At 38.3% G+C, this 25,656-nt stretch carries 17 protein-coding genes; 13 read left to right on the forward strand and 4 right to left on the reverse strand.

The annotated features are described in order from the left end of the window. Positions 1 to 31: 31 nt before the first annotated feature. The 3 genes from nrdF to nrdH form a co-directional block, all read right to left on the reverse strand. Positions 32 to 994 carry a class 1b ribonucleoside-diphosphate reductase subunit beta gene (gene nrdF, locus BMX18_RS04515; protein ID WP_093815307.1) on the reverse strand — a complete coding sequence of 321 codons (963 nt, stop codon included), beginning with the start codon at positions 992 to 994 and terminating at the stop codon, positions 32 to 34. A gap of 261 nt (positions 995 to 1,255) precedes the next feature. Continuing rightward, entirely contained in the window at positions 1,256 to 3,415 is a 2,160-nt protein-coding gene (gene nrdE / locus BMX18_RS04520; protein ID WP_093815309.1) for a class 1b ribonucleoside-diphosphate reductase subunit alpha, read from the reverse strand. Positions 3,416 to 3,485: 70 nt separating this feature from the next. Next, entirely contained in the window at positions 3,486 to 3,713 is a 228-nt protein-coding gene (gene nrdH, locus BMX18_RS04525; RefSeq protein ID WP_043895000.1) for a glutaredoxin-like protein NrdH, read from the reverse strand. 284 nt (positions 3,714 to 3,997) lie between these two features. Here nrdH and acnA point away from each other — a divergent pair, with 284 nt between their 5' ends. The 9 genes from acnA (at position 3,998) to BMX18_RS04570 (ending at position 20,474) form a co-directional block, all read left to right on the forward strand. Then, positions 3,998 to 6,661 (forward strand): aconitate hydratase AcnA, encoded by a 2,664-nt coding sequence (gene acnA / locus BMX18_RS04530; protein WP_093815311.1) that lies wholly within the window; start codon positions 3,998 to 4,000, stop codon positions 6,659 to 6,661. A gap of 3 nt (positions 6,662 to 6,664) precedes the next feature. Further along, on the forward strand, positions 6,665 to 7,783 hold the full coding sequence (locus BMX18_RS04535; protein ID WP_039697180.1) for a citrate synthase: 1,119 nt from the start codon (positions 6,665 to 6,667) through the stop codon (positions 7,781 to 7,783). Positions 7,784 to 7,813: 30 nt separating this feature from the next. Next, on the forward strand, positions 7,814 to 8,989 hold the full coding sequence (gene icd / locus BMX18_RS04540; RefSeq protein ID WP_093815313.1) for an NADP-dependent isocitrate dehydrogenase: 1,176 nt from the start codon (positions 7,814 to 7,816) through the stop codon (positions 8,987 to 8,989). Positions 8,990 to 9,066: 77 nt separating this feature from the next. Continuing rightward, complete coding sequence (locus tag BMX18_RS04545; RefSeq protein WP_093815315.1) at positions 9,067 to 9,867, forward strand: putative ABC transporter permease; 801 nt, start codon at positions 9,067 to 9,069, stop codon at positions 9,865 to 9,867. Between the two features lie 219 nt (positions 9,868 to 10,086). Further along, positions 10,087 to 10,350 carry a phosphocarrier protein HPr gene (locus BMX18_RS04550; RefSeq protein WP_003064009.1) on the forward strand — a complete coding sequence of 88 codons (264 nt, stop codon included), beginning with the start codon at positions 10,087 to 10,089 and terminating at the stop codon, positions 10,348 to 10,350. Positions 10,351 to 10,354: 4 nt separating this feature from the next. Then, a complete protein-coding gene (gene ptsP / locus BMX18_RS04555; protein WP_093815317.1) occupies positions 10,355 to 12,088 on the forward strand; it encodes a phosphoenolpyruvate--protein phosphotransferase in 1,734 nt (577 codons plus the stop codon). Positions 12,089 to 12,438: 350 nt separating this feature from the next. Then, a complete protein-coding gene (locus tag BMX18_RS04560; protein WP_074563359.1) occupies positions 12,439 to 13,869 on the forward strand; it encodes an NADP-dependent glyceraldehyde-3-phosphate dehydrogenase in 1,431 nt (476 codons plus the stop codon). Positions 13,870 to 14,052: 183 nt separating this feature from the next. Further along, positions 14,053 to 15,696 (forward strand): phosphoenolpyruvate carboxykinase (ATP), encoded by a 1,644-nt coding sequence (locus BMX18_RS04565; RefSeq protein ID WP_074559644.1) that lies wholly within the window; start codon positions 14,053 to 14,055, stop codon positions 15,694 to 15,696. Between the two features lie 203 nt (positions 15,697 to 15,899). Then, complete coding sequence (locus BMX18_RS04570) at positions 15,900 to 20,474, forward strand: S8 family serine peptidase (protein ID WP_093815319.1); 4,575 nt, start codon at positions 15,900 to 15,902, stop codon at positions 20,472 to 20,474. Positions 20,475 to 20,517: 43 nt separating this feature from the next. On the opposite strand, the gene BMX18_RS04575 is transcribed toward BMX18_RS04570, so the two are convergent. After that, a complete protein-coding gene (locus BMX18_RS04575; RefSeq protein WP_093815321.1) occupies positions 20,518 to 21,600 on the reverse strand; it encodes a DEAD/DEAH box helicase in 1,083 nt (360 codons plus the stop codon). Positions 21,601 to 21,754: 154 nt separating this feature from the next. Here BMX18_RS04575 and udk point away from each other — a divergent pair, with 154 nt between their 5' ends. The 4 genes from udk to BMX18_RS04595 all read left to right on the forward strand — a co-directional run bounded on the left by udk (position 21,755) and on the right by BMX18_RS04595 (position 25,623). Next, entirely contained in the window at positions 21,755 to 22,387 is a 633-nt protein-coding gene (gene udk / locus BMX18_RS04580; RefSeq protein ID WP_039697172.1) for a uridine kinase, read from the forward strand. 308 nt (positions 22,388 to 22,695) lie between these two features. After that, entirely contained in the window at positions 22,696 to 24,261 is a 1,566-nt protein-coding gene (locus BMX18_RS04585; protein ID WP_074563365.1) for a 2-isopropylmalate synthase, read from the forward strand. Between the two features lie 49 nt (positions 24,262 to 24,310). Beyond that, entirely contained in the window at positions 24,311 to 25,348 is a 1,038-nt protein-coding gene (gene leuB, locus BMX18_RS04590; protein WP_093815323.1) for a 3-isopropylmalate dehydrogenase, read from the forward strand. Further along, entirely contained in the window at positions 25,345 to 25,623 is a 279-nt protein-coding gene (locus BMX18_RS04595; RefSeq protein ID WP_093815325.1) for a DUF1294 domain-containing protein, read from the forward strand. The genes leuB and BMX18_RS04595 overlap by 4 nt, the downstream gene beginning before the upstream one ends. Positions 25,624 to 25,656: the final 33 nt, after the last annotated feature.

A 25,656-nucleotide genomic window follows, 5' to 3' on the forward strand; every position in this document is an offset into this window, starting at 1 on the left:
TCTAATCGTTTTTCGCCTTTTCTTGAAAAGCTTAGTCAAGGCCATAATTGTAATCATCATCTTGCATAGCTTCAACAGAACCAAGAAGGTATCCGTTTCCGACCTGACTAAAGAAGTCGTGGTTTGAAGTTCCTGTTGAAATACCATTCATGACGATTGGGTTGACGTCATTTGCGGTATCAGGGAAAAGCGGGTCTTGCCCTAAGTTCATGAGAGCTTTGTTGGCGTTATAACGTAAGAAAGTCAGAACTTCCTCAGTCCAGCCAACTTGGTCATAAAGTGTTTTGGTGTAATTTTCTTCATTTTCATAGAGTTGATAGAGCAAGTCATACATCCAATCACGCAGGTCATCTTGCTCTTTTTCAGACAATTCATTGAAACCAAGTTGGAATTTATAGCCAATGTAAGTTCCGTGGACAGATTCATCGCGGATGATTAGCTTGATAATTTCAGCGACATTTGCCAATTTATTGTTGCCAAGATAATAAAGAGGGGTGAAGAAGCCTGAGTAAAAGAGGAAGGTTTCAAGAAAGGTTGAAGCGACCTTCTTTTGCAGCGCAGTGCCATTTTCATAAATATCATTGATGATTTTGGCTTTTTTCTGTAAGTATTCGTTGTTGTTCGTCCATTCAAAGATTGCTTCGATTTCTGATTTTGTGTTAAGTGTTGAAAAAATGGAAGAGTATGATTTGGCGTGGACAGATTCCATAAATTGGATATTGTTGAGGACGGCTTCTTCGTGAGGTGTTCTGACATCTGCACGAATCGCTTCTACACCAGATTCGGATTGCATGGTATCAAGGAGGGTTAATCCACCAAAAACTTTACCGACCAAATCTTTTTCTTGGTCAGAAAGCTTGCGCCAATCATCAAGGTCGTTTGACAGCGGAATACGCGTATCAAGCCAGAATTGTTCTGTTAATTTTTCCCAAGTTGATTTATCAATGACATCTTCAATCTCATTCCAATTAATGGCTTTATAATATGTTGTCATGTTTTTTGATTTCTCCTAAGAGTAGTTGTAAGAAAGCCAACCAAAAGACCGGCATTTCAAATAGTGATTCAAGTTATGTCTTTTATCCTGTTTGGGTCGTAACGCCTACAGAGATAAAATAAAGTGTTCAATAAAGTCACGACACGAAACCAAACGACTTGATAATAGTCATTTGATGAAGTTAGTAAGTGAACTAGGGAATCCGCCATAGCGGTTGCCGTCTTGTTATTAGGTCCTTTAGGAGCAATAACAAGTGTTCAGTTAAATCACACAGCTTTCGCATTGGTTTGAACCAACTTCTTCCCCATCATCAGTGAAAGTACGGATGTAATAAATTGATTTAAGGCCTTTATTGAAAGCATAATGACGCAAGATAGACAGGTCGCGAGTAGTTTGTTTACTTTGCGTTTTCCATTCATAGAGTCCTTCTGGAATGTCACTGCGCAAGAACAATGTGAGTGATAATCCTTGATCGACGTGTTCAGTAGCTGCAGCATAAACATCAATCACTTTTCGCATATCCATATCATAAGCAGACGTGTAGTAAGGAATTGTATCTGTCGACAAACCAGCAGCAGGGTAGTAAATCTTACCAATCTTCTTTTCTTGACGTTCTTCAATACGTTGCGTAATTGGATGAAGTGAAGCAGAGACATCGTTGATGTAAGAAATAGAACCATTTGGGGCAACAGCTAAGCGATTTTGGTGATAGAGCCCGTCTGTCATAATAGCATCACGAAGTTCAGCCCAATCTTTACCACTAGGGATAAAATGATCTGCAAAAAGTTCTTTCACGCGATCAGATTTTGGTACAAATTCACCTGTGATGTATTTATCAAAGTAACTACCGTCCGCGTATTTTGACTTTTCAAATCCTACAAATGTCTGCTTACGCTCGCGAGCAATCTGATTAGACTCGACTAAAGTCCAGTAATTGAGCAGCATAAAGTAGATGTTTGTGAACTCGATAGATTCTGGACTTCCGTAGTGAATGTGATTTTGGGCTAGATAAGTGTGAAGTCCCATGGCACCAAGTCCAAAAGTGTGGGCTTGTTCATTGCCGTGCTTGATTGTTGGCACTGCTTCGATTGATGACGTGTCTGAAACGAAAGTTAGAGCGCGTGTCATAGCTTTAATAGAGCGACCAAAATCTGGAGAAGTCATCATATTAACGATGTTAGTTGATCCCAAATTACATGAAATATCTGTTCCCATTTTGACAAATTCTTGGGCATCATTGATAATGCTTGGCTTTTGAACTTGAAGAACTTCAGAACAGAGATTTGACATGATAATTTTGCCATTGATTGGATTAGTGCGATTAGCGGTGTCAATGTTAATCACGTAGGGATAACCAGACTCTTGTTGGAGTTTGGAAATTTCAGTTTCCAAATCACGCGCTTTAATTTTGGTTTTGACAATGTTGGGATTAGCGACCATTTTGTCGTACTCTGCTGTGATATCGACGTAACTGTATGGCACACCATACTCACGCTCGACACTATAGGGGCTAAAGAGGTACATGTCTTCATTTTTACGGGCCAATTCGTAAAATTTATCTGGGATGGTGATCCCAAGCGAAAGGGTTTTGACGCGCACTTTTTCATCAGCGTTTTCTTTTTTAGTAGATAAGAAAGCCATGATATCTGGGTGGAAAACATCGAGATAAACAGCACCTGCACCTTGACGTTGCCCGAGTTGATTTGAATATGAAAAACTATCTTCAAAGAGTTTCATCACTGGGACAACACCAGAGGCTGCGCCTTCGTAGCCTTTAATTGGCGCGCCAGCTTCACGCAGATTTGAAAGGCTAATACCAACACCGCCTCCGATACGTGACAATTGTAGGGCTGAATTGATAGAACGTCCGATAGCATTCATATCATCTGTCACAGAAATCAAGAAACACGATACAAATTCGCCACGACGACTACGTCCAGCATTCAAAAAAGAAGGTGTCGCAGGCTGATAACGTTGGTTTATCATCTCAAGCGCTAAATCACGTGCCAGCTCCTCATTTCCGTCAGCAAAATAAAGGGCATTAAAGAGCACACGGTCTTCGATACTCTCAAGGTATTGGCTGCCATCATTTGTCTTTAAAGCATACTGTTGGTAGAACTTGTAAGCTGCCATGAAAGATTTGAAGCGAAATTTGTGAGCTTGCAAGTCTTTAGCCAAGTTTTCAATAAAGTCTGGTGAGTATTTACGGATGAATTCAGCTTCAATGTAATCATTGGCAATCAGATAATTGATTTTTTCTATGATAGTCGTAAATGTCATGGTGTTTGGAATGACATTTTCAAGAAAGAAAGCTTTGAGAGCTTCTTTATCTTTGTTTAAAGGGATTTGTCCATTAACTGGACGGTTGATTTCATTATTAAGGCGAAAGTAAGAGACTTCGCCAAGATTTTTAAGACTCATAAATAAAGTAAGTTACCTAGTTCATAGATTGAGTAAGGTAATTCCTTTCTAATTCAAGATGGAAGGACGGTTAAATAATTTCTTTTAGTTTATTTGGTTGAAATCCTGAAAAGGCAATTTCGCCCGCTTTGATAACTGGAGCGGCTGTAAAACCAAGACTTTTAACGTAATCAATCATATCTGGACGTTCATCCATGTTAATTTCTTGGAAATCAGCACCAGCTTTTTCTAAAAGTTTTTTGGTCATTTTGCATTGCATGCAATTATTTTTTGAAAAAAGTGTAATTTTATTAGCCATTAGGCTTTCCTCCATATATCGTTATCTTTTTTTAATTCAATGTTTAATTAGAATAGCCAAAATATACCAAAAAAGCAACCAAAAAGGCTTACAAAAACACCATATGTAGTGGCTGGTAAGAATAATTGGTACAAAATGTAGTGATATCGGGGTTTGTCAGACTTTCTGTTTTCAAGTAACACACCATGTCAGGAAAGCTGACATGCACCTGTAAATTAATGTTGACAAAATTTTCTGAATTTTGTATAATTAAAAACAATATCATTATAATCGGGGGTCCGTACATGACAGAGTTCTTATCTAAATTTTCTTTCAAAGAGAATGACTATTCTTACCTAAATCTTGAAGAAGCCGTTTCTCATTATGGAGGAAATATCAAAAGAATCCCTTACACTATTCGTATATTACTTGAAAGTTTACTCAGAAAGTATGATGGAGTAGATGTTACAAAAAGTCACATTAAAAATTTAGCAACTTACAATCCTAAAAACATCCAAGGCGAAGTGCCATTCAAACCAAGTCGTGTTATCCTACAAGACTTCACTGGTGTACCAGTTGTGGTTGACCTTGCCTCAATGCGCGATGCCATTGTTTCAAACGGTGGTGATGCAGAACTTATTAACCCTGAAATCCCAGTTGATTTGGTTATTGACCACAGTGTTCAAGTCGACTTCTTTGGCTGTGACACAGCTTTAGAAGATAACATCAACATGGAATTTAAACGTAACAATGAACGTTATGAATTTTTGAAATGGGCTGAGAAATCATTTGATAACTACCGTGCTGTTCCACCAGCAACAGGAATTATCCACCAAGTTAACATTGAATATTTAAGTGATGTTGTCATTGAAAAAGATGGCATGCTTTACCCTGATTCAATGTTTGGTACTGATAGCCACACAACAATGATTAATGGTATTGGTGTACTTGGTTGGGGTGTCGGAGGTATCGAAGCCGAAGCTGCAATGCTTGGTGAAGCGTCATTCTTCCCGATTCCAGAAGTCATCGGTGTGCGTTTGACTGGTAAATTACCAAAAATTGCTACTGCGACTGACTTGGCACTTAAAGTAACACAAGTCCTTCGTCAAGAAAAAGTCGTTGGTAAATTCGTTGAGTACTTTGGTGATGGTTTATCAAATCTTAGTCTTGCAGAACGTGCGACAATTGCTAATATGGCACCTGAATACGGTGCTACATGTGGTTATTTCCCAATCGATGATGAAACACTTAACTACATGCGTTTGACAAACCGTGATGAAACTCACATCGAATTGACAAAAGAATATGCTAAACGTAACAATCTTTTCTACGATCCAGAACATCAAGCTGAATACACTAAAGTCGTTGAAATTGATTTATCTACTATTTCACCAAGTATCTCTGGACCAAAACGTCCACAAGATTTGATTGATTTGACACAAGCTAAACAAACTTTCCAAGAAAGCTTGGTACGTGAAGCAGGTGTTCAAGGATTTGGTCTAACAGCTGATGAAATTAATAAAACAGCAACTGTTCATTTTGAAGATCAAGATGTTGAGATTAAGACTGGACATGTGGCAATTGCAGCTATCACGTCATGTACGAATACCTCAAATCCTTACGTGTTGATGTCAGCTGGACTTCTTGCCAAAAATGCTGTTGAACGTGGTCTACGCGTAGCTCCGACAGTCAAAACATCACTTGCCCCTGGTTCAAAAGTGGTGACAGGTTATCTTCGTAACTCTGGTTTGCAAACTTACCTAGATACACTTGGCTTTAACATTGTCGGTTACGGTTGTACAACATGTATCGGTAACTCAGGTAGCCTTCGCCCAGAAGTCGCTGAAGCAATTACGAATACCGATTTGTTAGCGTCAGCTGTTTTGTCAGGTAACCGTAACTTTGAAGGACGTGTTAATCCACTCGTCAAAGCAAACTTCCTTGCTAGCCCACCACTTGTTGTGGCTTATGCGCTCGCTGGAAATACTAACATTGACTTGACAACAGAACCACTTGGTTTTGATCAAAACAATGAGCCAGTTTATCTTAAAGACATCATGCCAACAAATGATGAAGTAGCAAAATACGTTGACCAATTTGTCACACGTGAATTGTTCGAACACGAGTATGAGCATGTTTTCACTGACAGTGAAAAGTGGAACCAAATTCCAACAGAAGAAAGTAAAATCTATCATTGGAATGAAGCCTCAACATACATCCAAAACCCACCATACTTTGATAACTTGGGTGATGATTTAGCAATCAAACCACTTAAAAACCTTAAACCATTGGCTAAATTTGGTGATAGTGTCACAACTGACCATATTTCACCAGCTGGTAACATCGCTAAAAATAGCCCTGCTGCTAAATACTTGACTGAACACGGTGTAGATTACCTTGATTTCAACTCATATGGTAGTCGTCGTGGTAATCACGAAGTCATGATGCGCGGAACATTTGCCAACATTCGAATTCAAAACCAATTAGCCGACGGTAAAATTGGTGGTTATACAAAATACAATGGTGAATTAATGCCAATCTACGATGCAGCCATGCATTATAAAGAAGATAAGGTTGATACTTTGGTCATTGCTGGTAAAGACTATGGTATGGGATCAAGTCGTGACTGGGCTGCCAAAGGGTCAAATCTTCTTGGTGTTAAAGCTGTTCTTGCTGAAAGCTTTGAACGTATTCACCGCTCAAACCTTGTCATGATGGGTGTGTTGCCATTGCAATTCTTAGAAGGTGATACAGCTGAAAGTCTTGGATTAACAGGTTACGAAACATACGATATTAACCTTTCAGAAAATCCTGGTATTCACGATATTGTAGATGTGATTGCGCGTGATGAATCAGGTGAAAAACACTTTAAAGCCATGGTACGTTTTGATGCGGATGCTGACATCCGATACTACAAAAACGGCGGAATTCTACCAATGGTTGTTAGAAAGAAATTAGGGGGTGCTTAATATATGACAGGATCAAGTGGATTAAAAGATTTAATCGCCTGTAATACCCGTATTAGCTCGATTATTAATGATAATTTATCTTATGCAGGTTACAATATTTCAGAATTAATGGACAATGATGCTAGTTTTGAAGAAGTGATTTACCTTCTTTGGAACCTTCATTTGCCAAATAAGACAGAACTCGATGATTTTGTGAAATTGCTTCGTGATAACTATGAAATCAGTGATGCTGTTGTACAATGTATCATGATTCAATCACGTAATCACTTGCATCCAATGAGTGTTCTTCGTTCAACAGTTAGTTTGCTAGGTGTTTACAATGTTAATGCAGAAGATAACTCAGAAGAAGCAACTTACGAACAATCCATTCAATTAATGGCTAAAATGCCAACGATTATTGCAACTTTTGCACGTTTGCGTGAAGGAAAAACTCCAGTAGCACCTCGTAAAGATTTGTGTTTTGCGGCGAATTTCCTTTATATGTTAAACGGCGAAGAACCAACTGACTTGCAAGTTAAAGCTCTTAATCGTGCTTTGGTACTACATGCTGACCACGAATTAAATGCTTCAACCTTTGCAGCGCGTGTTTGTGCCTCAACGTTGGCAGACATTTATTCTTGTGTGACAACAGCAATCGGTACGCTTAAAGGCCCTCTTCATGGTGGTGCCAATGAACGTGTTTTTGACATGTTAACTGAAATCCGTGAAATGGGTGATACCAAAGCCTACCTTAAAGAAAAACTTGATTCACAAGAAAAAATCATGGGCTTTGGTCACCGTGTTTATAAAACACAAGACCCTCGTGAAAAATATCTTCGTGAAATGGCGCAAGCTTTGACAGAAGGAACTGAAAATGAAATTTGGTTTAATTTGTCTTGTGAAATTGAACAATACATGAAACACACTAAAGGTTTGATTCCAAACGTTGATTTCTATTCAGCGACAGTTTATCATGTGCTTGGTATTGATAGTTCAATCTTTACCTTGATTTTTGCCATGAGTCGTGTGGCTGGTTGGATTGCTCATATTCAAGAACAACAAAAACATAATAAATTGATTCGTCCACGTTCTCGTTATAAAGGTGAACTTGGTTTGAAATATGTTCCACTTGAAGATCGTTAAGAAAGATTACGAAAGGAAAAAAGGAAAATTATGGCTGATAAAATCACTTTAGAAAATGGCCAATTGGTCGTTTCTAATCATCCAATTATCCCTTTTATTGAAGGGGATGGTGTTGGTCGTGACATTTGGAAAAATGCGCGTGCTGTCTTTGACGCTGCTGTTGAAAAAGCTTATCAAGGTCAGAAAAAAGTTGAATGGCATGAGCTTTTAGCTGGTAAAAAAGCGCATGAAGCAACTGGGAAATGGTTACCAGAAGAAACGCTTGATACAATTAAAGAAGATTTGATTGCTATTAAAGGACCTCTAGAAACACCAGTTGGTGGCGGGATTCGTTCACTAAATGTAACGCTTCGCCAAGAATTGGATTTGTATGCTTGTGTTCGTCCAGTTCGTTATTTTAAAGGAATTGAAAGTCCACTTAAAGAACCAGAAAAAACAAGTATTACTATTTTCCGTGAAAATACTGAAGATATTTACGCTGGTATTGAATGGGAAGCTGGTACAGCAGAAGTGAAAAAAGTCATTGAATTCTTGCAAAATGAAATGTCTGTCAACAAGATTCGTTTTCCTGAATCAAGTAGTATCGGTATCAAGCCAATTTCAAAAGAAGGTAGTGAACGACTTATTCGTTCAGCTATTGAATACGCCCTTGCTAATCAACTAACAAATGTCACAATTGTTCATAAAGGAAATATCCAAAAATTCACTGAAGGTGGTTTCCGCAAATGGGGTTACGAACTTGCAGAACGTGAATACGCTGATGAATTGGCAAGTGGGAAATTGGTTATGAATGACATCATTGCCGATAACTTCTTGCAACAAATCCTACTAAATCCTGAAAAATTTGATGTTGTCGCTTTGACAAACTTAAACGGTGACTATGCGAGTGATGCTCTAGCTGCTCAAGTTGGTGGTATCGGTATCTCACCAGGTGCAAACATCAATTATGTAACTGGTCATGCCATTTTTGAAGCAACACACGGAACTGCACCAGATATTGCTGGAAAAGATATTGCTAATCCATGTTCGGTTCTTTTGTCTGGTTGTATGTTGTTTGATTATATCGGATGGACAGAAGTTGCAAGTTTGATTTCTCAAGCAATTGAAACAACTTTTGCCAAAGGTCAATTTACAGCAGATTTGGCGCAAGGAAAAGCCGCTTGCTCAACAAGTGAATTTGCAGCTAAACTCATTGAAAATATGTAAAAGCTAGCCTAGAACAAGTCTTGTTCTAGGTTTTTTGCTATAATGAGAATAGTTTGAAATTTAGAGGTTGACGTTTTATGGGCTATTCTATAACGGATATTATTTTTCTATTTTTTATTTATTCATTTATCGGTTGGCTATGGGAGACCATTTATTGCTCCATCCATGATAAAAAGTTTGCCTATCGTGGTTTCTTAGCTGGACCTTATTGTCCAGTTTATGGCTTTGCGGTGACGACGGTTTTAATCGGGACCAAACCATTTCAAGACAATCTACTAGGCCTTTTTATCAGCGGCATGCTCATTGCGACGATTTTTGAATTTTTGGCTGGCTGGTTTTTGGAACATTTCTTTCATATGAAGCTTTGGGATTATAGCAATTTATTTGGTAATGTCAAAGGTTGGATTGCTCCTGAAATTTCACTTTTTTGGGGAGTTAGTATTCTGATACTTGTTAAATTTGTCCAGCCGACGGTCATGGCTGTTATCAATCGTTTGAATGGCTGGTTTGCCTTAGCGATTGTTTCTATCATGACAGCAGATTTGATTTGGACGGTTATGGATACTGTGAAATTCCAACAAGCAGCTGCAACGGTTGAAAAATATGTTCGTTCTGAGCAAGAAAGATTGCTTCGATCTGTTAAAGCGGAATTTGACGACTGGACTAAACAAAGAGAAGCTTTTAGTAAACGCTTGGAGAAATTTAGACTTCAGCTAAATGAGAATTTAAAAGTCAAGGGTGTTCAGCCATTTCGTTTTAACCAACGCCGTATGTTGCGAAACTATAAAGATTTCAGCTTGACAACAGCACCATTCTTTAACGAGATTCGTAAACAAACAGCAGCCCTAAAAAAGAAAAAAGCTGAGAAAAAAGATTAAATCATAAATGGAAGCGAGTTCAACTTGTTTCTATTTATTTTTGAAAAAAACAGGTAATTTTACAGCTTGAAAGTGGCGTTTTTCCTTAATTTTTCAAAAAAGAAGGCGCATACAAGCTGCCTAACTATTGAAATAAAAAAGGGTTTATGCTATAATCATAGCTTGTAAGGGTTATCATAAGGTAATCCGAAAAAACACAAATAAAAGGAGAACCATAATATGGCTTCAAAAGATTTTCACATTGTTGCAGAAACAGGTATTCACGCACGTCCAGCTACTTTGCTTGTTCAAACAGCTAGCAAATTCGCTTCAGACATCACTCTTGACTACAAAGGTAAAGCAGTAAACCTTAAATCAATCATGGGTGTTATGAGTCTTGGTGTTGGTCAAGGTGCTGACGTAACTATCTCTGCTGAAGGTGCTGACGCTGATGACGCACTTGCAGCAATCGAAGAAACAATGACAAAAGAAGGATTGGCTTAAGAAAATGACAGAAATGCTTAAAGGAATTGCCGCATCTGATGGTGTTGCTGTTGCTAAAGCGTATCTACTCGTTCAACCTGATTTGTCATTTGAAACTGTTACAGTTGAAGATACAAGTGCAGAGGAAGCTCGCCTAGATGCCGCATTGAAAGCATCACAAGACGAGCTTTCTATTATACGTGAAAAAGCAGTAGAAACACTTGGCGAAGAAGCAGCTGCCGTATTTGACGCACATTTAATGGTTCTTGCTGACCCAGAAATGATCAGCCAAATTAAAGAAACTATTCGTGCAAAACAAACTAACGCAGAAGCAGGACTTAAAGAAGTGACTGATATGTTCATCACTATCTTTGAAGGAATGGAAGATAACCCATACATGCAAGAACGTGCCGCAGATATCCGCGACGTTGCTAAACGTGTATTGGCTCACCTTCTTGGTGCTAAACTTCCAAACCCTGCTACAATTGATGAAGAATCAATCGTTATTGCACACGATTTGACACCTTCTGATACAGCCCAATTGAACAAAAAATTCGTTAAAGCCTTTGTTACAAACATTGGTGGACGTACAAGTCACTCAGCTATCATGGCTCGTACTCTTGAAATTGCCGCTGTTCTTGGGACAAACGATATCACTAGCCGCGTTAAAGATGGCGATATCGTAGCTGTAAATGGTATCACTGGTGATGTTATCATCAATCCAACAGATGAAGAAATTGCTGAATTTAAAGCTGCTGGTGAAGCATATGCTAAACAAAAAGCTGAATGGGCTCTTCTTAAAGATGCTGAAACAGTAACAGCTGATGGTAAACACTTCGAATTGGCAGCTAACATTGGTACACCTAAAGACGTTGAAGGTGTTAATGCTAATGGTGCAGAAGCAGTTGGTCTTTACCGTACAGAATTCTTGTACATGGATTCACAAGATTTCCCAACTGAAGATGAACAATATGAAGCATACAAGGCTGTTCTTGAAGGCATGAATGGTAAACCAGTTGTGGTTCGTACAATGGATATCGGTGGGGATAAAGAACTTCCTTACTTCGACCTTCCAAAAGAAATGAACCCATTCCTTGGATTCCGTGCACTTCGTATTTCTATTTCAGAAACAGGAAATGCAATGTTCCGTACACAAATCCGTGCACTTCTTCGTGCATCTGTACACGGACAACTTCGTATCATGTTCCCAATGGTTGCTCTTCTTAAAGAATTCCGTGCTGCTAAAGCAATCTTTGATGAAGAAAAAGCAAACCTTAAAGCTGAAGGTGTTGCCGTTTCAGATGATATCCAAGTTGGTATCATGATTGAAATCCCAGCTGCAGCTATGCTTGCTGACCAATTTGCGAAAGAAGTTGACTTCTTCTCAATCGGAACAAACGACCTTATCCAATACACAATGGCTGCTGACCGTATGAACGAACAAGTTTCATACCTTTACCAACCATACAACCCATCAATCCTTCGTTTGATTAACAACGTTATCAAAGCAGCTCACGCTGAAGGTAAATGGGCTGGTATGTGTGGTGAAATGGCCGGTGACCAAAAAGCTGTTCCACTTCTTGTCGGAATGGGGCTTGACGAGTTCTCTATGTCAGCTACATCAATTCTTCGTACACGTAGCTTGATGAAGAAACTTGACACTGCTAAAATGCAAGAATACGCTAACCGCGCTCTTACAGAATGCTCAACAATGGAAGAAGTTCTTGAACTTAGCAAAGAATATGTTAATGTTGATTAATTAACATGAGAAAGCTTTTAACGTAATGTTAAAAGCTTTTTTTGATGTTAAAAATCAGGAAATCCTAATTGAATTCATTTGAAATGTTACTGTTTTTTCTAATGAAAAAATATACGATTATCGAATAAAATAAAAAGTTATTCAATTGAAAAAATTCACTAAATTCTGATATTACAAGCACATAGAGGTATTACAATGGGATTATAAACATTATTTATAAGTTTTATAATTATAACTATTTGACACCACAAAGTTTTTGTCTAAATTTTCAGAATTTTTTCGTGTTAAAATATTGAAAAAAGCTAAAAAAGTGATAAAATGGAGTTATCACATTTAAAAGGAGATATCGCTTGACTAAACAATATAAAAATTACGTCAACGGTGAGTGGAAACTTTCTAAAGAAGAAATCAAAATTTACGCTCCCGCAACTGGTGAAGAACTTGGTTCTGTTCCTGCAATGAGCCAAGAAGAAGTTGACTATGTTTATGCATCAGCTAAAGCTGCTCAAAAAGCATGGCGTGCACTTTCATATGTAGAACGTGCTGAATACCTTCACAAAGCAGCTGATATTTTGATGCGTGATGCTGAAAAAATTGGTGCTGTTCTTTCTAAAGAAATCGCTAAAGGTTACAAATCAGCTGTCGGTGAAGTTATTCGTACTGCTGAAATCATTAACTATGCTGCTGAAGAAGGCGTTCGTCTTGAAGGTGAAGTTCTTGAAGGTGGAAGCTTTGATCCAGCAAGCAAGAAAAAAATTGCTATCGTTCGTCGCGAACCAGTAGGTTTGGTGCTTGCTATTTCACCATTTAACTACCCAATCAACCTTGCGGGTTCTAAGATTGCTCCTGCCCTTATTTCAGGGAACGTTGTTGCCCTTAAACCACCTACGCAAGGTTCTATCTCAGGTCTTCTTTTGGCTGAAGCATTTGCTGAAGCTGGACTTCCTGCAGGTGTCTTCAATACAATCACAGGACGTGGTTCAGTTATCGGTGACTACATTGTAGAACATGAAGCTGTTAACTACATCAACTTTACAGGTTCTACACCAGTTGGTGAACACATTGGTCACTTGGCTGGTATGCGTCCAATCATGCTTGAACTTGGTGGTAAAGATTCAGCTATCATTCTTGAAGATGCTGACCTTGACTTGGCTGCTAAAAACATCGTTGCTGGTGCTTATGGATACTCAGGTCAACGTTGTACAGCTGTAAAACGTGTTCTTGTTATGGATAGCATTGCTGACAAATTAGTTGAAAAAGTTTCTGCACTTGTTAACGACTTGACTGTTGGTATGCCAGAAGATAACGCTGATATCACTCCACTTATTGATACAAAAGCTGCTGACTATGTTGAAGGTCTTATCAAAGATGCTCAAGAAAAAGGTGCTAAAGAAGTTATCTCATTCAAACGTGAAGGTAACCTTATCAGCCCAGTATTGTTTGATAATGTAACAACTGACATGCGCTTGGCTTGGGAAGAACCATTTGGTCCAGTCCTTCCATTTATCCGTGTAAACTCAGTTGAAGAAGCTATCGAAATTTCAAACAAATCTGAATACGGTCTTCAAGCTTCTGTATTTACAAACAACTTCCCATTGGCATTCAAGATTGCTGAACAACTTGAAGTGGGTACTGTTCACATTAACAACAAAACACAACGTGGTACAGATAACTTCCCATTCCTTGGTGCTAAAAAATCTGGTGCTGGAACACAAGGTGTGAAATATTCTATTGAAGCTATGACAACTGTCAAATCTACTGTATTTGATATTGCCAAATAATAGATAAAAGGTTAGAACATTGTTCTAGCCTTTTTGTTTTTTCAGAAATAGAAGGAAGGGAAGTTGTTCTTTTTTTGAAAATTTTTAGAAATTATTTCTTTTTTCTAATATTTTACACTTTTAATTATGAAAACGCATACTTTTTTGGTAGAATGAAATTAACCATACAATAGGAGGTAGAAAATGGTAACACGTAATCAATTTTCAACTTTAGAAATGCGCAAATCAAGTCCGTATTTTTCTGCATTAAAAACTATTGTCGAAACAGCATTTTATGAAAACCAGGTTCACCCAATTAAAACCTTAGAAGAGGCATATCAACTGGCTTCAAATGCTGCAGGTACAGTGATTTTAGACATGCCTGTCATTCATACTAAGGAATTGGGACTGCCTTCCTATGCTCGTGTGTTGTTAACAAATTCTGGTGCAGTCGTTGGACGAACAGCTAAAGCACGTCGAATTTTTGGCCAAGACGAAGAGGAAGATGAACGTTTGCTATCCATTGTTAGAAGTGCAGTTTATCAAGCGCATCGCCGTCAATTTTACAAAGCTGATGCTATTGTAGGGTTAGATGAAAAATTCATGGTACGCGCCCATTTGATGGTGCCAGAAGAAGAAGTCAATAATCTCTATTCATGGTTATTGAATTTCCAAATTCTAGATGAAGAATTCAAAAATCGTTTGAAAGTTTCTAAGGTCTACAATGAAGATGATATTTTTGTCTTCTTTAATCCAAGATGGTCTCATCCAGATTACCCAGATGGTTTGGTTTATTTTGATACTAATCACAACTGTGTAGCTATTTTAGGACTCAATTATTTTGGTGAATTGAAGAAAGCGACTTTGACACTTGCCTGGGGAACAGCTGCACGTAATGGTTACGTGTCATGCCACGGTGGTTTGAAGATTTTCCAAGGAAAAGAAGGTCAGAAGGATTATGTAGCTTCATTCTTTGGTTTGTCAGGTTCAGGAAAATCTACTTTGACTCACGCTAAACATAATGGAAAATATGATATCAAAGTTCTACACGATGATGCTTTTGTTATTTCTGAAAAAGATGGCTCATCAATTGCCCTAGAACCATCATATTTTGATAAGACAAATGATTACCCAACAGGACATCCTGAACAAGATTTCTTTGTGACAGTTCAAAACTGCGGGGTGACTTTGGATGAAAATGGTCGTAAAAAATTGATGACAGAAGATATCCGAAATGGTAACGGTCGAACGGTTAAATCTCGTTTTGCGACACCAAATCGTGTTGACCATATCGAAGAGCCGATTAATGCCATCTTTTGGATTATGAAAGACGATTCTCTACCTCCATTGATTAAGGTTAATGACCCTCTCATGGCAGCTACAATGGGTTGTACTTTGATGACCAAACGCTCAAGTGCTGAAAATATTGAAGGAAATAAACAAACACTTGTCATCGAACCATTTGCCAACCCATTTAGGGTTTATCCGCTCGTTGAAGATTATCAAAAATTCCGTTCACTATTTGAAGGAGATGTTGATTGTTACATCATCAATACTGGTACTTACATGGGACAAAGTATTCCGAAAGAAGTTTCTTTAGGTATTATTGAAAAGTTAGTTGATGGTGATGCTGAGTTTAAAGATTTTGGACCAATCGAAGGTTTCCAATATTTGGATTTGGCAGAATACCCTGTTCATCATTTTGACAGCAAGTATAAACAACTCATCCGTTCACGTATGCAGTTCCGTTTGAATTATTTACTTTCATTCAACCAAAACAACCCAAAACTTGCTTTGCCAGTAGAAGCCATTTCACGTTTGGAAAAAGTGATTAATAATTTGAAATAATTTTTCTAATCCTTGAGAGAAATCTCAAGGATTTTTTATGCTTTTGAGTGGGGTATAGAACTTACTTATATATACTTAAAACAAAAAAATATCATAAGATATAGAATTTTCAGAAAAATATATTGAATTTATTTTTTGTTTGTGCTTTAATGTGTTTTATATTGGTTGAACCAGTATGCAAAACTTTTTTTGGAGGTTTATTTATGGGGAAAAAAGAACGTTTCTCGTTGAGAAAGTACAAGGTCGGATTGGTTTCTGTATTGATTGGAGCAGTCTTCTTAGCGGGGCATGTAGCAGCAGATGAGGTTAATTCTGCGGTACAGCCTAATCAGGTGGGAACAGAGCAAGTTGTTCAAGTAGTTGATAGCAGTCTGCCGGTAGATGAAAATCAAGCTGAGCTTGCTACAGAACAAACATCAGAAGTTTTGTCTCAGACTGTTAATCAAGGTGATGTCACTTTGTCTGACAATCAAGAAGCAAGTCTTCCGACAGAAAATGAAGTGACTGACAACACTCAAGATAAAATCAGTACAGTCAGCAATCAAACACTTGACACGGCATCACAGCAAGAAGCAAGTCAAGCTAAACAACCAGAAACTCCACAAAGTATTGATACAGATGAGCAAATCAAGGTTCCAGAGGTTTGGGAGAGCGGCTATAAAGGTCAAGGAACTGTTGTAGCAATCATTGATTCAGGTTTGGATGTTGATCATGATGTTTTGCATATCACAGATCCATCAAAAGCAAAATACAAAAGTCAAGAGGAAATGGATGCGGCTAAGGCTGCTGCAGGCATTACTTACGGAAAATGGTTTAATGACAAGGTTATTTTTGGTTATAACTACGTTGATGGAAATACCAATTTGAAAGAGGGAATTGAAGATTCTCATGGTATGCACGTTACAGGGATTGCAGCTGGTAACCCAACTCAAAAAGCTGGAGATGAGTATATCTATGGTGTGGCACCAGAAGCTCAAGTCATTTTCTTGCGAGTTTTTTCAGATTTGAAAAATACAACTGGTCCGGCATTGTATGTTAGAGCAATCGAAGACGCTGTTAAGCTTGGAGCTGATTCTATTAATCTAAGCCTCGGTAGTACCACGGGTTCAACAGCTAATATTGAGGAGAGCCTGCTTGAGGCTATTGAAGCAGCCCAACGAGCAGGTGTAACGGTTGTTATTTCAGCAGGGAACGATGGGGCATTTGGTGATAATCAAAAACCTTTTGCTGAAAATATTGATTATGGCTTAGTTGGCAATCCTTCAACGGCAAAAGGAGCCATTTCTGTTGCGTCTTACAATAGCGATTATACCAGAGGTCAAGCCATTACATTTGTTGGAATGGAGAATAATGCGGACTTAAACTACGGAAGATGCCCATTTTCTGACCCAAATAAAAGTGAAAAGAAATTTGAAATTGGTAGAGATTATGACTATGTCTACGTAGGTACAGGTACATCAGAAGAAGTGCAAGGGGTTGATTTAACAGGAAAAATTGCTCTTATTAAGCGTGGTGGCTCAACTTTTTCTGAGAAAATTGCTAACGCCATTGCTCAAGGAGCTGAAGGTGTTGTTATTTATAATAACGACCCTCAAGGAGCAAATATCAGCATGTCTCTTGATGATTCAGCCATTGCTATTCCAGCCGTATTTATTCCATATAAATTTGGTAATGCTCTTGCAAACGGTAATTATAAAATTCGTTTCAATGGTAATCTTGAAAAATTTGATAATATTGAAGCTGGGCGTTTTTCAAGCTTTAGTAGCTGGGGATTGACGAGTGATGGTGAGTTAAAACCTGATGTTTCAGCACCCGGAGGAAGCATTTATTCATCGTTTAATGATGGTCAATACGGTTTGATGAGTGGTACAAGTATGGCTGCTCCTCACGTAACAGGTGTTGTAGCTTTGGTTAAGCAGTACCTCAAGGAAAAATACCCAGAAAAATCAGATGCTGAAATAGCTTACTTGGTAAAAGCTTTGATTATGAGCAATGCTAAGGCGCATTATGATGAACAAGCAGGTGAATTTAGTTCGCCACGCCAACAAGGAGCAGGGCTAGTTGATACAGCATCAGCTATTAGTTCTGGTTTATATTTGACAGGTGATGACGGTTATGGCAGTATCACTCTAGGAAATGTTGGAGATGCTTTTAGTTTTGATGTAACTATTCATAACATTAGCGATCAAGATAAGACATTAACCTATGAAACAAATCTTCAAACAGATGCTGTCGAGGATGGTAAGATTACTTTATCACCACGACACTTGGCAACTATCGCTGGTAGAACCGTTACTGTGAAGGCTAATAGTTCTGAGAAAGTAACGATTACTGTTGATGCACGTCAGTTTGCTGAGCTATTAACAAAAGAAATGCCAAATGGTTATTATCTTGAAGGTTTTGTTCGTTTCTTGGATTCGGTTGATTTTGCTGAAGTTGTCAGCCTTCCGTTTGTTGGATTTAGAGGTGATTTCCAAAATCTAGCTGTTGTGGAAGATCCTGTCTACAAATTGGTGGCTGATGGTAAAGAAGGCTTTTATCTAGAAATTGATGGTGACCATATTGTTTCTGGTTCTGATGATACGACAGCCTTGCTAACAAATTCGACTGATAGTTCAAAACCAATCGTTCTCGGTACTTATGCCAATAATGCTGGAGACTTTGTCTTGCACATGGACGAAAATGGCACAACGCGACTTGCTATCTCACCAAATAATGACGGCAAGCAAGATTTCGTAGCTTTCAAAGGTGTCTTTTTAAGAAATTATACTGATGCTAGTGCTGCGGTGTATGCAGCAGATGATGTCAATTTTGAGCATCCTTTATGGCAAAGTGAGACTTTTTCTGGAGTTAAAAATTATAAGAGCGAAAGAGGTTCAACAGCTCTTTCATCAACGATTTGGTATGGTGATAATCTGGACGGTAAGGACTTGTCAGATGGTTCATACAAGTATGTCTTGACTTACTATCCAACCGTTATTGGTGCACAAGCTCAACATTTAGCATTTGATATTATTGTCGATCGTAAAAATCCAGTTATCACAACAGCAACTTATGATGCAGCTAGCCAAAACTTTAATCCTAGAAAAGCTTTAGATGATGGTTCAGGCGTTTTACGTGGACGTGTTTATTATATCGATGACCATTACACCCCTGTTTATCTTGAACAAAATCCAGATGGCTCGTTTACTTTGCCGCTTGATGCTGCTTCGCTAGAAGATTTTTACTATGTGGTAGAAGATTTTGCTGGCAATACGGAAACGGCTAAAGTTAGTGATTTGGTCAATGTCGGGAATGAAAGTGGGCGTGTTACAATCAACCTTCTTGATGGTCAGACAAATGTTGCAAGTTATGTTGATTATACGTTTATTGTCAAAGACCATGATGGTAATGTTATCACTGATTTGAAGTATTATGGCAATGATTTATCTACAGTTAATTTGCCATTTGGTGATTATACTGTAGAACTTGCACTTTATGATACAGATGCTGCCGAATTAGCTGGTCCAACTAGCCAAATTATTAAGCTTTCAGATGCGGATAGTTACAAAACAGTGAATTTCTATGTTCATACGCGTAATCAGGCAGCATTGGTACTTGATTTTGATAAGGAACTTCCAAAAGGTACAACAGTTTCTATTTCAAATAAAAATGGCAAACTGACAGTTATTCCAGCAGCAAGATATGCTAAGAAAGATTATGGTAAAAACGTATATGTTGGAGACTACACATTAGAATTGCCACTTCCAGTTGGTTATGAGCTTTATGAGGATCCACATTTCACAGTTGTTTATGGAAAACAAAATCATATTGCTTTTAGTATTATTGATAAAACTGCTTTGATTGCGGCGACACAAGCAATAAATGGTATTGAAAATGAAGCGCGTTATTATAATGCTTCACTAGAAAAACTCTTAGCTTATCGAGATGCATTGACAAGCGCGCAAGCCATTTTGTCAGGAAAATACACACAAGTTGAAGTTGATGCAGCACTTCAAACATTACAAGATGCTATTGAAGCTTTAGATGGCAAAACGACAGACTTTAAGGCATTGACTGAAGAAGATAGTCAGTTTCAAGCAGAACAAGAAGACCCAGCTTATTACAATGCTGGAGTCGCAGCACGTACCACTTATGACACTCAGCACCGTAAAGCGAACTTAGTGCTTGCAAAAGGTTCAGTAACCCAAGAAGAAGTTGATGCGACATTGAAAAAATTGAAATCTGCGCGTGAAGCTCTTGATGGAAAAGCAACAGATTTCCGAGCACTTTCAAATTTTTCAAACAAATCAAAAGTCTTGAAAGTCACATCAGCTAAATATAAAAATGCAAGTGAACCAGCAAAAACAGCCTATAATCAAGCTTTAGTCGAAGCGCAAGCTGTTTTGAGCAACTCAGAAGCAACTCAAGGTGAGGTCGATGCTGCCTTAGCTAACCTAAAAGCGGCAGAAGCTGAGCTTGATGGAAAAGAAAAGCAAACCACATCTACTCAAACTGAGCTTAATGATTTCATTCCAAAAGAGGTTATTAAGAGTGAAACACCACCACAATCGATGAGAACTCAAAGTGCCAGTGAGAAAGGAGGAGAGGTAGTAGCACTAGGGGTGAATAAACGAGGTTTAGCAGGAAAATCTGCTTCGCCACTTAAACAATCCAAAGAGACTGCTTATCTTCCTACGACATCTAGTCAATCAGAATCATTCTTAGTTTCATTAGGATTTATAATCTTAGCAGGTGTTTCTCTTATCTGGGAAAATCGAAAACACGTACAAGAATAAAAAATAATGCATAGCCTAGATGGCTATGCATTTTTAGATATTATTATTTCAAATGAAGTTCTTGTTTTTTAAGATAAATTTCTGAGACATCAGCGAATTTTTTAAGTTTTTTCAAGTCTTCTTTGTGGCTGACAAATGTGATAACGATACCTGATTTTCCCATACGTCCTGTACGGCCAGCACGGTGTGTGTAGGTTTCCTTATCACGAGCAACTTCAAAATTGATGACATATTCAAGATTGTCAATATCGATACCGCGTGCCACCAAATCTGTTCCCAGAAGAAGTGAGATATCATGATTCTTGAATTTTTCAAGGATGACTTTACGGAATTTTACGTTGATATCTGAGGCTAAAGAAACAGCAGAAGCACGGTTGAACTGTAAGCGTTCCTCAGCTGCACCGAGGTCTGAAAGGCTATTGAAGAAGACGAGACCACGAAAATCAGGAATGTTTGCGAATTTACGAAGCAATTCAACACGGTCACGCTTGTCAACTGAAATGTAGTAGTGAGCAATCTGGTCAAGTTTTTGGTCAGAAAGATCGATAGTAATCGTATTTTCAGCTAAAACTTCAGGATCGACTTTATCTGTTGCGCTCATGTAAATCATTTGATGGTCGCGCGGAACACGGTGAATGATATTTTCAACAAAGTGATATTGTGAATCGCTAAGCAATTCGTCAAATTCGTCTAAGATGATTGTATCGACATTCATCATTTTGATTTTTTTATGTTTAACGAGTTCAAAGACACGACCTGGTGTTCCGATAAGAATTTCAGGACCTTTTTTCAAACGTTCGATTTGACGTTTTTGGCTTGAGCCAGAAATAAAGAGTTGTGTAGACAGGTTTAATGGCTCAGCCCATGTTTTTGTAACTTCAAAAATTTGCCCAGCCAACTCGGTGTTTGGAGCTAAGATAAGCAATTGCTGAGATTTTTTAGGCTTTAATTTTAGAAGTGCGGGAAAGAGATAAGCTAGGGTTTTACCTGTACCTGTCGGGCTAATACCAAGAAGGTTATCTCCTTGTGAAATAGGTTCAAATACCTGTTTTTGAATGTCTGTCAGCTCTGAAAAGCTAAGTGATTTTAGCTGTTCTTGCCAAACTTGTGGAAATTGTGAAATCATAGTTTTCCTTTTCTATGTTTTAAATCTTTACTTCATTATAACATAGAAAAAGCTAAGTTTTTTTATTTAAAGGGTAAGTAAGGGATTTCAATGTTTGAAAATTTTAAAAAAAGTAGTAGAATAGATAGGAAATATTTTTTATTTGGAGTAATAAATGCGTAAAAAACCTATTATTATTGGTGTGACTGGTGGTTCTGGAGGCGGAAAAACCAGTGTTTCTAAAGCAATTTTGGCTAACTTCCAAGACCAAAAAATTGCTATGATTCAACACGATTCTTACTACAAAGATCAAAGCCATTTGACTTTTGAAGAGCGTGTTTCAACTAACTATGACCACCCACTTGCTTTTGATACTGATTTGATGATTGAACACATCAATGAATTGATTGCAGGTCGCCCAGTAGATATTCCAATTTACGACTACACACTACACACTCGTAGTGAAAAAACATATCGTCAAGAACCTCAAGATGTTATCATCGTTGAAGGTATCTTGGTTCTTGAAGACAAACGTCTTCGTGATTTGATGGATATTAAACTTTTTGTTGATACTGATGACGATATCCGTATCATCCGTCGTATTAAACGTGATATGGAAGAACGTGGACGTAGCCTTGATAGTGTTATTGAACAATACACTTCTGTGGTTAAACCAATGTTCCACCAATTTATCGAACCAACAAAACGTTATGCTGACATCATCATCCCAGAAGGTGCTTCAAACGTTGTCGCGATTGACCTTATCAACACTAAAATTGCTGCAATTTTGAAAGAAAACGAAGAATAAGTGAAGGGCTGGAAAATCCAGCTCTTTTTACTTTCAGTAATTATTTTCAGAAAATTTGTTTTATTTAGATTATTCTGTTGACTTTTACCTTAGAAAGGGGTATTATGTTAAAAAACGAAAAACATCGAAGGGAAAATAAGTCAATGACATTCGCAACAATGACAGTCTTGCTATTGCGTAATGAGGGCTAGTGCAGCATAAGCATTAGTCCTGTTTGGCTTACCAAGCGGGATAAAAACATCTCGCTTGACCGTGAGATGTTTTTATTTTTATCTTATTGTTTTTGCTAGAATTAGAAAGAGGTTACTATGCGTAAAGTTGAATTTCTTGATACCACTCTTCGTGATGGCGAACAAACGCCAGGGGTGAATTTTTCAGTTAAAGAAAAAGTTGCGATTGCTAAGCAACTTGAAAAATGGGGCATTGCATCAATTGAGGCTGGATTCCCAGCTGCCAGCCCAGATTCTTTTGAAGCTGTTCGCCAAATTGCTGAAGCTATGACAACAACAGCGGTGTCAGGATTGGCTCGTTCAGTCAAAGCCGATATCGATGCTTGCTATGAAGCTTTGAAAGATGCTAAATACCCGCAATGTCACGTCTTCATCGCGACAAGTCCAATTCACCGTGAATACAAACTGAAAAAAACAAAAGAAGAGATTCTTGATATTATCAAAGAACATGTAACTTATGCGCGTAGTAAATTTGATGTGGTAGAATTTTCTCCAGAAGATGCTACTAGGACAGAGCTTGATTATCTTCTTCAAGTGGTTCAAACAGCGGTAGATGCTGGCGCAACTTACATTAATATTCCTGATACTGTTGGGTTTACAACGCCTGAAGAGTTTGGGCATATTTTCAAATACCTTATTGAAAATGTAACATCTGACCGTGAAATTATCTTTAGTCCGCACTGTCACGATGACCTTGGAATGGCGACAGCTAACACACTTGCTGCTATTAAAAATGGTGCAGGACGTATTGAAGGTACGGTCAATGGTATCGGTGAACGCGCAGGTAACGTTGCCCTTGAAGAAGTTGCAGTAGCTCTTAATATTCGTGAAGATTACTATCAAGCGACATCGGATATTGTTCTTAACGAAACGGTCAATACCTCAGAATTGATTTCTCGTTTCTCAGGTATTCCAATTCCTAAAAATAAAGCAGTTGTTGGTGGAAATGCCTTCTCACACGAATCAGGGATTCACCAAGATGGTGTACTTAAAAATCCACTTACTTATGAAATCATTACACCAGAGCTTGTTGGGGTTAAGCATAACTCACTTCCTCTTGGAAAACTTTCAGGTCGACATGCCTTTGTTGAAAAATTAAAAGAACTTGAAATTGCGTTTGAAGAGGCTGAAATTAAACCACTCTTTGGTAAATTCAAGAAATTGGCTGATAAGAAAACAGAAATTACAGATGCTGATATCCGTGCTTTGGTTGCTGGAACAGAAATCGAAAATCCAGAAGGCTTCCATTTTGGTGATTTGAAATTGACATCTAATCCAGACGAAACGGTTACTGCTGAAGTGACAATGATTAATGCTGAGGATGAAGAAGTCGATGTAACAGCAGATGGTAAAGGTTCTGTTGAAGCTGTTTACAATGCCGTTGATAAATTCTTCAACCAAAAAGTTCGTCTGCTTAGCTACACAATGGATGCCGTGACAGATGGTATCGATTCTCAAGCGCGCGTATCCGTTTCAGTCGAAAATGATGATACAGGTACTATTTTTAACGCCTCAGGTATTGATTTCGATGTTCTTAAAGCTGGTGCCATTGCTTATGTCAATGCTAATGCTTTAGTTCAAAAGGAAAATGCGGGAGAAATTGGCAAAGCTGTTTCATTCCGTGATGTGCCAACAAATGATTAAGAAAGGATAGAGCAAGAAAGTAGTTTGTTTTCTTGCGAGTGATACAAGGATGACTAAAAAAATTGTGACATTGGCTGGTGATGGTATCGGGCCAGAAATCATGGCAGCAGGGCTTGAAGTTCTTGAAGCTGTTGCAGATAAGATTGGGTTTGATTATGATATCGATGCTAAACCTTTTGGTGGTGTAGGGATTGACGCTTGTGGTCATCCCCTACCAAAAGACACTTTGGATGCTGCCAAAGCTGCGGATGCTATTTTGCTTGCTGCTATTGGTGGGCCAAAATATGATAATGCAACAGTTCGACCAGAGCAAGGCTTACTAGCTATTCGTAAAGAATTGAACCTTTTTGCTAATATTCGTCCTGTTCGCATTTTTGATGCTCTCAAACACTTGTCACCATTAAAACCTGAACGCATTGAAGGGGTTGATTTTGTAGTGGTTCGTGAATTAACAGGTGGCATTTATTTTGGCGAACACAAATTAGGAGATGAAGCTGCGCGTGATATCAACGACTACTCTGCTCAAGAAATCCGCCGCATCATTCGTAAAGCTTTTGAATTGGCACAAGTTCGTGGCAAAAAAGTGACTAGCATTGACAAACAAAATGTTTTGGCAACATCAAAATTATGGCGAAAAGTGGCTGAAGAAGTGGCCTTGGAATTTCCAGATGTGACTTTGGAACACCAATTGGTGGATAGCGCAGCCATGATTATGATTACTAATCCATCACGTTTTGATGTTGTGGTGACTGAAAATCTATTTGGTGATATTTTATCTGATGAATCAAGCGTGCTTCCAGGAACTCTTGGCGTAATGCCTTCAGCTAGCCATTCAGAAAATGGGCCAAGTCTTTATGAACCAATTCATGGCTCAGCACCAGATATTGCAGGCAAAGGGATTGCAAATCCAGTCAGCATGATTTTGTCAGTTGCGATGATGCTTCGTGAAAGTTTCGGTGAACTTGCTGGGGCAGAGATGATTGAGGGGGCTGTTGACAAGACCTTTAACCAAGGTATCCTAACACGTGACCTTGGTGGCCAAGCGACAACGACAGAGATGACGGCAGCCATTATTGCAAATCTATGAGTTTAAAAGATTATACAGTCCTTATTTTCATGTTGTGGAATGCCTTTGTGTTTATCACTTATGGGATTGATAAGCAAAAAGCAAAGTCAGGCTATTGGCGAATTCCTGAAAAAACTTTGTTGTGGGAAAGTCTTCTGCTTGGTGGTATAGGAGCTTTTCTTGGTGGCAAGCTTTTTCATCATAAAACTTTAAAGTGGTATTTTAAAGTATCTTGGTATTTAGGGATTATCGTTGACATTGCTTTTGTATACTGGCTTTTAGCTGTTTGGCACTAATCTTAGGGAAAATGAGAATAAAGACAGTGGAGG

Origin of the sequence: Streptococcus sp. 45 (assembly GCF_900108865.1) — a bacterium.
Classification (GTDB): domain Bacteria; phylum Bacillota; class Bacilli; order Lactobacillales; family Streptococcaceae; genus Streptococcus; species Streptococcus ruminicola.